The organism is Oceanicella actignis, from assembly GCF_900111545.1.
In the GTDB taxonomy this organism is placed as follows: Bacteria; Pseudomonadota; Alphaproteobacteria; order Rhodobacterales; family Rhodobacteraceae; genus Oceanicella; species Oceanicella actignis.
In genome coordinates this window covers 1-9,247 of record NZ_FOHL01000016.1, presented here as the reverse complement: position 1 = coordinate 9,247, position 9,247 = coordinate 1, and the positions used below count along the sequence as shown (strand labels likewise).

Below are 9,247 nucleotides of genomic sequence, written 5' to 3'. Positions count from 1 at the left end.
GAGAATGCCTTGATTGCCGAGACGAACGACGAGATCGCGTCCCGGTCGCGCCGCACGGTTCAGCCGGCTTCGGTCATGAAGCCTGCCCACATCCGGCCGCGCCTGCGGTCCTCCGTGAAGCGGACCTCCTCGGCATGGCGGAAACGATCCGGCGCATTCAGGAACATCCAGAGCGCGCGGGCATGGGCGTTCGAGAGCCCGTCGAGCACGGCGGGATCCTCGGCAACACTGTAGATCGCGGCCTGCCCCGCCTCGTCCGCCAGGGCGTTCACACGCTCGGCATCGTTCGAGATGCGGTCCCGCTGGGACCGGGTCATCCCCTCGATTGCGCCAAGCAGCGGCCTCGGGAGCTCCGGCTCGGGCAAGCTCCAGTCGAACCCCGTGGGCAGGCCGATCTCCGGCCGATCGAAGTATTCGCGCAGCGCCTCACCCGGCGTCTTGCGAAGGAAAGTGGAAAGTGCGGTCACCGGGTTCTCCTTTCTGGCGATTCCATTGTCGGCTGATCTGCTAATCAGCGTATATCGCAACGGAAGGGAGTCAATCGAAAAAATACGCGATTCCGCGGATTGGCAACTACCGATCGAAAAGCGACGGCTGGCCCTGCACCGTCGTGATCAGGTTGAGCTTGAGCAGCCGCACGCGCGCCGCCTCCTCGGAGACCGCGAACTGCTCCATCACCCTTCGGATCAGCTCCGCGGCGTGGTCGGAGGCCACGTGGATGTTTCCGTGCAGCTCGCGCGGCGCACAGTAGTCGGAAACCAGGCGCCGCAACGGCGTGGCCGGCATCAGGATCGCGCCGCTGATGTATCCGGCCTGCCATTCCATCCAGTCGCTCTGCGGCGCGCCGAGGATGTTGTCACGCCTGGAGATGGCCTTGTTGGCGTTCGGATCGCGGTCGAGCAGGTCGCCGGTCGCGAATTTCTCGGCCCAGAGCGGCCCATGGAACTTCACGTGGCCGAATTCGTGGGTGAGCGTTGTTCTGAAGCGGTTCTCGCGCCGATCATCGGCCGAAATGCGCTCCGAGATCGCCACCCTTGGCATCCGGTCGGCGAAGAACTCGGTCACCCCTTCGACATCGTCGCCGTAGCCGGAAAGGTCGGCATAGGTGTCGAGATCCTCGACATGCGCCTCGACGAGCACCGTCAGGTCATCGGTGCTGACCGGATAGGCGACCTTCTTCTTGTGGGAGAGCAGGAACTCCCGGATCAGCCGTTCGCATTCGGCGTCGAGCTCGCGTGCTTCAAAGTAGGGGCGCCGCGGAAAGCGCCCGGTGTTGTCCGGGATCATCCGCACCATGGCCCCGCCCTCACTCCTTAAGCGTCTTCCTGAAGTTCGCGAAGGCCCTGACCACCTTCTCGGGATCCGAGGCTTCCCGGCGCAGATCGTCCGGCAGCCGCCCCGCCAGCGCGAAGAGGTAATCCTCCGGTATGTTCAGGATGCCGGAGAACTCGCGAATCAGGTGGCTGGAACTGGGGCTGCGGCGGTCGTGCTCGATGTCGTTGAGATATTGCGGAGAGATCGGTCCGCCCCCCTCCTCCTTCATCACCCGCGCCGCGAGCTCCTTCTGGCTGAGACCGAGTTCCTTGCGGGCCTTCGCGATCGCGCGCCCTAAGGTCATCCCGTCGGCAGACATGGCCGGATCATCGCTGCTTCTCCCTGTCAATCCGCTTGTTCGCGGATGCGTGAATTGTTACGCCTTATACTTAAGGGAATCAACAGCGAAGCGTGCAACGGGCACGCTCCCAGACTCGGAAGGACGACGAAGGCGTGACTGATCGTACGGCTGCTCTTAAACTCCTCAGGATCGCCTTGGGAGAAGGAACCGCGGAGTTCCGCGAAGGACAGTGGGAAGCCATTGATGCGCTGGTGAACCGAAGAGAACGTTTGCTTGTTGTCCAGCGGACCGGCTGGGGCAAGAGCTCTGTCTACTTCATCGCGACAAGCATCCTTCGCGACAGCGGACGCGGACCAACCCTCATCGTGTCCCCGCTCATCGCTTTGATGCGCAACCAGATCGAAGCCGCGGAGCGACTCGGAATCCGCGCTTACACAATCAACTCGACCAACAGAGCGGATTGGCCTGCAATCGAGCGCGCCGTTCGGAGGAACGAAGTAGATGCACTCCTGGTGTCGCCCGAGCGCCTCGCGAATGATGAGTTCGTCGAAAAGGTTCTGCTGCCGATCGCAGAGCGGATTGGTCTCCTCGTGGTGGACGAGGCCCATTGCATCTCCGACTGGGGACACGATTTCCGACCTGACTATCGCCGCCTCGCAAACATCCTGCGACGCATGCCGGCGAACGTTCCGATCCTCGGCACCACCGCAACAGCGAACAATCGCGTGGTCGAGGACGTTCGGAACCAGCTTGGTGACATCGGCATCCAGCGTGGAAGCTTGATGCGCAGCACCCTCGCCCTGCAAACCGTTCAATTGCCAACCCAAGCCGCGCGTTTGGCGTGGCTCGCAGAGCATATAGGAGCGTTACCTGGAACCGGGATCGTCTACACGCTTACGAAGCGCGACGCGAAGCAGGTGGCAGACTGGCTGCAGTCGCATGGGATCAATGCCCGAGCCTACTTCAGCGGCGTTGTTGCCGATGGATTCGAAGACTCGGATGCGTACCGGCAGCATCTCGAGCGCAAACTGCTCAACAACGAAATAAAGGCTCTGGTCGCAACGACCGCGCTCGGAATGGGCTACGATAAACCTGATCTCGGATTCGTCGTACACTACCAAGCACCTGGCTCCATCATCGCATATTACCAGCAGGTGGGTCGTGCCGGCCGCGCCATAGACCATGCAATCGGTGTGCTGATGTCGGGCGAGGAAGACTCGCACATCCATGATTACTTCCGGAAAAGCGCATTCCCCAAGGACAAGTGGATCGGTGCCATTCTGGAGGCGCTTGAGGAAAGTGATGGCCTCAGCGTCCTGCAGCTTGAAAAGGCCGTCAACCTTCGGCGTGGCCAGATTGAGCAGGTGCTGAAGTTCCTTTCTGTGGAGAACCCGGCGCCGGTCCTCAAGTCAGGCTCAACATGGCAGCGCACACCCGTGCCCTATCGAATGGACCACGAGAAAATCGAGCGCTTGACGGGACAGCGCGAGACAGAATGGCAAGAAGTGCAGCGCTACGTTGCAACGGACGGCTGCTTGATGGAGTTCCTTTCCAAAGCGCTGGATGACGAAGATCCCCAACCATGCGGAAAATGCGACCGATGCCTAGGGCGACCGATTGTAGACCCCCAATTCACGCGGGAGATGGCAATCTCAGCGGCGCGATACCTTCGTCACGCGGAACTAGAATTGGAATGCAATAAGCAGGTCGCCAAAGACGCTTTTCCGATATATGGCCTCAGAGGCAACCTGCCCACCAAGCTACGCGCCGAAACAGGCCGCATCCTTTCGCGATGGGGCGATGCCGGTTGGGGACAGTTGGTCGCCGAGGACAAGCACAATGGCCGCTTTCGCGACGAGCTAGTGCATGCAGTCGTGGAAATGCTGAATGAGCGCTGGCGGCCCACGCCAAGACCTGCCTGGGTGACCTGCGTGCCCTCGCTGAATAATCCCACTCTCGTTCCAGACTTCGCCCGCCGCCTTGCAGAAGCACTGGGAGTGCCGTTCAAACCGGTTATAAAGAAGGTGAAGGAAAACGAGCCACAGAAGTTCCAGCAAAACAGGTTTCATCAGTGCCGAAACCTCGATGGAGCATTCAAGATTGACGGGACGGTGCCAAGAGAACCTGTCCTGCTAGTAGACGACGTGGTAGATTCGGCATGGACCCTAACCATAGTAGCCGCTCTCTTACGCCACGCCGGCAGCGGTCCAGTTTGGCCTTTCGCCCTCACCACCTCCAGCATTGGGGCTTAGAATGAGCCTTTCCCCCCAAGCACAAGCGGTCATTCTTCTCACTGTCCACCTCGGCAAGGGCGACGCAGATGCCAAGCCACTGTCGGTCAAGGAATGGGGGAAGCTCGCACGTTGGTTGAAGGACCACGAGTTGGAGCCGGCGAATCTTCTCAAGGGGGATCCGAGATCCCTTCTTTCCGGCTGGGTAGACAATAAGATCACGTTGCACCGGGTCGCCAGCCTGCTAAATCGCGGCGCATTACTAGGCTTTGCTTTGGAAAAATGGTCACGGGCTGGAATTTGGATAATCACTCGATCCGAACACGATTATCCGGAGAGGCTCAAGCGCAAACTACGCCTCGACGCTCCTCCAGTTCTCTTCGGTTGTGGCAACAGAGCGCTTCTCAACAAAGGCGGCGTCGCGGTGGTGGGATCCCGTGATGCCGACGAAGCCGACCTCGAGTTCTCAACGCGCCTTGCGCAATCCGCAGCCGACCAAGGATTCTCGGTAATTTCTGGCGGTGCACGCGGTGTCGACGAGCGCGCGATGCTCGGCGCCCTCGAGAATGAGGGCACATCAGTCGGAGTGCTGGCCGACAGTCTTCTGCGGGCAGCGACATCGGCCAAATATCGCAAGTATCTGCGCGCCGGCGACCTGGTCTTGATCTCCCCTTTCAACCCGGAGGCGAGATTCAACGTCGGCAATGCGATGGCGCGGAACAAGTATATCTACTGTTTGTCCGATGCTGCCGTTGTAGTGAACAGCGCGCCCGACAAGGGAGGCACCTGGAGCGGTGCGACGGAAGACCTGAAAAGCGGATGGGTACCGCTCTGGGTGCAGCATAAGGACGATCCTGCGTCCGGCAACGCTGCGCTCGTCCAAAAGGGAGCGCGCTGGTTCCCTCGAGATTTGCCGGCCCTTTCAAGCCTATGGGAGACGGTCAACGGCAGGGATACGGCACCCGAAGAGACATCACTCCCGCTGCTGCAGCAATCCGAGACGGAGCAAGCCCCCTCTGAAGCCGCCACTCCACACAAGATGGCCGCTTCGGCAGGGAGTGATGACGGAACTGCAGATGCGCCACCCTCGACCGATCCTGTTGCGACCGTCGACGCAGAGGACAGCTCGTCGGAACCTGCGAGCGAATTCTACAGCCTGTTTCTCCAGTGCTTGCGGAGGCTAACCGATGACGCCCCTATGAACGTCGAGGATATCGCTACGCGTCTGGAGTTGGAGAAAGCGCAAGTGAACGCCTGGCTGAAACGGGGCATGACGGACGGGCAGATCAAGAAGCTCAGCAAGCCTGTTCGATATCAGTCAGCATCTGCGGATCAACGGCAAGCATCCCTCTTCGGGAATGAGAGCTGATGCGTCGAGCGCGACGTTGAAGAAATCGGGAAAGAGGGCAATTGTCTCGCTTCAATCCAAATCACCACGTTGCTCCGATATACGACGCTGCCGCGACGTGGAAAGACAACTGCTTTCTCGCAGACGGGTCAGTATTGTCGGAAGGCGGAAACCTCTGGACGACTGATCTGCTCGGCGAGCTTGATCAACGTTTCGTAAGGAATCTCGACGCAGGTGAAGGCGACTTTCTCTCGAAATTGAAGGTGCAGCTTTCGGAAGGCTCCCCTGATTGCCGCAGGCTGATGGCGGAGAGCCTCTGGCTGACGCTGCTCTTCCCGTCGAACGTCGGCGCCGCAAAGAAGCGCGAGAACGTACTGGAGATCTGGTCGTGGTCGGGCGAGGACCTGAACGCGACCCACCCACTCCTGGCAGACGGCGTTCTCGGAGGCATCGGCTCCGCCGGGACTGCCTACAACACGCACCGGTGGCGCGAGCTGGTTTTTCTCATCGGCGCCTTGCGGGATTTCAAGGCTCGCGATGGCTCCGAGCGCGAGCAGATCGGTTCGGATCCGTGGGCGTTCTCTGGCTGGCTGAGTGGACTTCCTGAGGCGCGGCACAGACAGCTGATCCACATCCTGCCACACCTGCTGTTCCCTGATACCTTCGAGAGGATCAGTTCGGAGCGGGACAAGCGCCTGATCCTTGCCGGTTTCGGAGACACGCCGGAGAAGGAGATCAAGAAGTGGAGCACTGTCGAGATCGACCGCGCGTTGCTCAATCTGCGTCGCCGACTTGAAAAAGAGCATTGCGCGGACATCGATTTCTATCAGGAAGAGTTCGAGTCCCAGTGGAAAAACCAGACGAAGAATTGGCTCCTCAGCTGGAACCCCTCCAGATGGACCTGGGACACACTCGCGGCCGACCGCGCCGCGACGATCAGTGGAGAGAAGGCCGACAACCGATGGCGCTGCAGCTCTAGCAAGCCGCGCGAGGGTGACCGCGTCTTTCTGATCCGCACCGGCATTCCTCCGAAAGGCGTCGTGGCCGTCGGAAAGATCACGCGCGCGCCCTATGAAGCGGAGCACTGGGAACAGGCCCGCGCCGATGCCGGCGAGACGACGCGTTTCGTTGACGTCGCATTCGACTCCGTCCGCGATGCAACGACGGACGAAATTGTCCCTCTTGAAGAGCTGCAAAGTCGCGAACCCGACCAGGAATGGAACCCGCAGTCTTCCGGAATCGAGATCAAGGCAAAGGCTGCCCGCAGCCTGGAGCGCCTATGGAAGGCGCTGCCACAGATCGGACCGGACGGCACTACGCAGGAAGACGACGCCGGGTCTGGGGATGCATCTCCAAAGAAACTCGCGCCGCCCCTGAACCTCATTCTCTACGGCCCGCCAGGCACCGGGAAGACCTATCGCCTCAAGAACGATTACCTGCCGCGATACCGGGACGAGGCCGGCGATCGCTTCGAGTTCGTGACGTTCCATCAGAGCTACGCGTACGAGGACTTCGTCGAGGGCATTCGCCCGGTCACGGAGAACGGGGTCGTCACCTACGAGGTGCGGCCGGGAGTGTTGAAGCGGCTCTGCGATCGGGCCCGGCGCGCGCCGGACAAGCGGTTCGCCCTCTTCATCGACGAAATCAATCGTGGAAACGTCGCCAAGATCTTCGGCGAACTCATCACGCTTCTCGAGGTGGACAAGCGCATCCGCATAGATGCCTCGGGAAACCGCTTGGCGAGCTGCAAGGGCCTGGAAGTGACGCTCCCCTACTCCGGCGAGCGTTTTGGTGTGCCCGCGAATGTCGACGTGATCGGCACCATGAACACTGCGGACCGCTCGATCGCCCTGCTCGACAGCGCATTACGGCGCCGATTCCGGTTCGAGGAACTCACGCCAAAACCGGAGCTCCTGGGACCGATTGATGACGGTGAGGGCAATCCGATCGACCTGCGTGAGCTTCTGCGGGTCATGAATGACCGCCTGTCCCGCTTGCTGCATCGCGACCAGACCCTCGGCCACAGCTACTTTTACCACGTGAAGTCCTTCGACGAGCTGCGCCGTGTGTTTGCGCGGGAGATACTGCCGTTCCTGCAAGAGGCGTTCTACGACGACTGGCGTCAGATCCGATACGTCCTCGCCGATCAGGCCGTGGAGGAGGAGCTGCAATTGGTCCGGGCGCTCACGCAGAGTGCTGCCGTGCTGTTTCCAAAGGCGGACCCGACCGAAATCGGGGACGGGGAGGCGTTCGAGATCATTCGGGAAGACGACATCACCCCGGACGCAATCCGGAAGATCTACGAGCCACCGGAATGAGGTGCCTGATTTTCCGAGAGAGGGAGGGCGTCAGCATCGGCCCAGCCGGCGAGATCAGCGAGCTCGAGGCAGAAGGGATCGCGAAACTCGCCGAACGTCTGCCATCCGGGGTCCTCACTTGGGGCCATCGGTCATTGAAGTTCGGGCCGTTCTGCGGAGTCCTGCAAACCGAGCAGCTGGCGATCGAGATACTTCCAAAGATCGACCATAGCAGCGACAGCAGCGAAGACATGCGGGGCCTTCTAGTGGCCATGCTTGCTCGTGCTGGAGAGCTCGGATCGAAGCGCGTAGGCGAGGCCGGCCTCGGGCAACAGCACAGCCACCTCCTGGACGTCTTCATCGAGGATTTCTGCAGCCAGGTGAAATCCGCCCTCCGAGGCGGGGCCATTGCCCGGTACACGGAGAGAACGGAGAACCTCAATGCCATCCGCGGACGGATCGAGCTCACCGAGCACCTGCGCGCGAACGCCTTCGATCGTTCTCATCTGCTCTGCCGCTTCGACGAGCGCATGATCGACAACCTATACAATCAATCGCTGAAGAGCGTCCTGCGAATCCTCCTCGGGTTCGCTCTGAGCCCGAGGACGCGGGCGATGGTCGCGGCGCTTCTCCATCGCTTCGACGAGGTGAGCGATCGTCGGGTTACGGTTCGCGGCGTCGGCGCACTGCGGTTTGATCGGACCATCCGGAACTGGGAGCCGGTGTTTGCGCGGGCCCACCGGCTGTTGTCAGGCTTGTACCCGGATGTTCGCATCGGCGACGCAGCTGGTTCAGCGCTGCTGTTCAACATGGAGAAGCTCTTCGAGACGGTACTGGGACTGCGCATCCGGCACGCCTTTCAGACGCAGCATGGTGGTCGCCTTTCCGTCAGGCTCCAGAGCCCTGTGAAGAACCTCGCGACGGCGGGCTTCCAGCTGCGCCCCGACATCGCCATTCAGAGCGGAGATGAGACGGTCGCCGTCCTCGACGCAAAGTGGAAGCGCCTCGATCTCGGCGAAGCGAACTCCGGCGTCTCGAGCGGCGACGCGTATCAGATGAACGCCTACGCCGGTCGCTACCGCTGCAAGCGACTCGTGCTCGTTTACCCGGCCTCGAGGGACTGCCCGCCAGGAAGGATCACCCAGTTCGTGCTCATGACCGAAGAGAGGCCGGTACTGGATGTAGTCGCGGTCGATGTTCGAGAGCTCGCCTTTGGCAGCGGGATCCCGGCCGGTATCGATGCGATGATCCCTGTAGAGCGGAACTGGAAGCAAAGAACATCGACGACACCGATTTTCGAGGCGATATGAAGGACTTCGCGCCCTCTTGCTTCCACAGTGCTTCCACGGGCGTTGGAAACGCAAACGCCGCCCCGGAGGGCGGCGCGTAAGCGTTTGGGAACGCGTAGGATATTGGTTGCGGGGGCAGGATTTGAACCTGCGACCTTCAGGTTATGAGCCTGACGAGCTACCGGGCTGCTCCACCCCGCGGTGTCTGTGAAGAGAGAGGTTTGAGGATGCGCTCTGCAGGTCTGGCGGCGACCTACTCTCCCACGTCTTGAGACGCAGTACCATCGGCGCGACGGGTCTTAACTTCCGAGTTCGGGATGGGATCGGGTGTTTACCTCGCGCTTTGACCACCAGACCGGCGGAGCGCATCGAGCCACGAGCGTCTTTCGGGAAGAGGGGAGGGGCCGGATTTCGTCCGGCTTCCGGATCGGATCAAGCCGATCGAGCGATTAGTACCGGTCAACTGA

7 protein-coding genes, 1 tRNA gene and 1 rRNA gene are annotated in these 9,247 nt (G+C 61.0%); 4 read left to right on the top strand and 5 right to left on the bottom strand.

Annotation, left to right across the window (positions count from 1 at the left end):
* Positions 1 to 59: 59 nt before the first annotated feature.
* From BMW67_RS14900 to BMW67_RS14890, 3 genes are all read right to left on the bottom strand, one after another.
* Positions 60 to 467 carry a hypothetical protein gene (locus tag BMW67_RS14900; protein ID WP_177174524.1) on the bottom strand — a complete coding sequence of 136 codons (408 nt, stop codon included), beginning with the start codon at positions 465 to 467 and terminating at the stop codon, positions 60 to 62.
* Between the two features lie 106 nt (positions 468 to 573).
* Entirely contained in the window at positions 574 to 1,296 is a 723-nt protein-coding gene (locus tag BMW67_RS14895; RefSeq protein ID WP_072748563.1) for an ImmA/IrrE family metallo-endopeptidase, read from the bottom strand.
* Between the two features lie 10 nt (positions 1,297 to 1,306).
* Positions 1,307 to 1,633, bottom strand: coding sequence for a helix-turn-helix domain-containing protein (locus BMW67_RS14890; protein WP_091764277.1), 327 nt, complete (start codon positions 1,631 to 1,633; stop codon positions 1,307 to 1,309).
* 134 nt (positions 1,634 to 1,767) lie between these two features.
* Here BMW67_RS14890 and BMW67_RS14885 point away from each other — a divergent pair, with 134 nt between their 5' ends.
* The 4 genes from BMW67_RS14885 to BMW67_RS14870 are packed head-to-tail and all read left to right on the top strand — an operon-like array spanning position 1,768 to position 8,801.
* A complete protein-coding gene (locus BMW67_RS14885; RefSeq protein ID WP_072748531.1) occupies positions 1,768 to 3,867 on the top strand; it encodes a RecQ family ATP-dependent DNA helicase in 2,100 nt (699 codons plus the stop codon).
* 1 nt (position 3,868) lies between these two features.
* The gene (locus tag BMW67_RS14880) at positions 3,869 to 5,215 is read left to right on the top strand and encodes a DNA-processing protein DprA (protein WP_072748532.1); all 1,347 of its coding nucleotides are present in this window, start codon (positions 3,869 to 3,871) and stop codon (positions 5,213 to 5,215) included.
* Between the two features lie 41 nt (positions 5,216 to 5,256).
* Positions 5,257 to 7,512 carry an McrB family protein gene (locus BMW67_RS14875; protein ID WP_072748533.1) on the top strand — a complete coding sequence of 752 codons (2,256 nt, stop codon included), beginning with the start codon at positions 5,257 to 5,259 and terminating at the stop codon, positions 7,510 to 7,512.
* A complete protein-coding gene (locus tag BMW67_RS14870; RefSeq protein WP_072748534.1) occupies positions 7,509 to 8,801 on the top strand; it encodes an McrC family protein in 1,293 nt (430 codons plus the stop codon). Before BMW67_RS14875 ends, BMW67_RS14870 begins: the two co-directional genes overlap by 4 nt.
* Before the next feature lie 103 nt (positions 8,802 to 8,904).
* Here BMW67_RS14870 and BMW67_RS14865 read toward each other — a convergent pair.
* Positions 8,905 to 8,981, bottom strand: a tRNA-Met gene (locus BMW67_RS14865).
* A 39-nt stretch (positions 8,982 to 9,020) separates the two neighbouring features.
* Positions 9,021 to 9,135 (bottom strand): 5S ribosomal RNA (gene rrf, locus BMW67_RS14860).
* Positions 9,136 to 9,247 lie beyond the last annotated feature (112 nt).

Bases quoted from the DNA above. Each gene is read 5' to 3' on its own strand.
- BMW67_RS14895 (WP_072748563.1), bottom strand. From the start codon at position 1,296: ATGGTGCGGATGATCCCGGACAACACCGGGCGCTTTCCGCGGCGCCCC.
- BMW67_RS14890 (WP_091764277.1), bottom strand. From the start codon at position 1,633: ATGTCTGCCGACGGGATGACCTTAGGGCGCGCGATCGCGAAGGCCCGC.
- BMW67_RS14870 (WP_072748534.1), top strand. From the start codon at position 7,509: ATGAGGTGCCTGATTTTCCGAGAGAGGGAGGGCGTCAGCATCGGCCCA.
- BMW67_RS14880 (WP_072748532.1), top strand. From the start codon at position 3,869: ATGAGCCTTTCCCCCCAAGCACAAGCGGTCATTCTTCTCACTGTCCAC.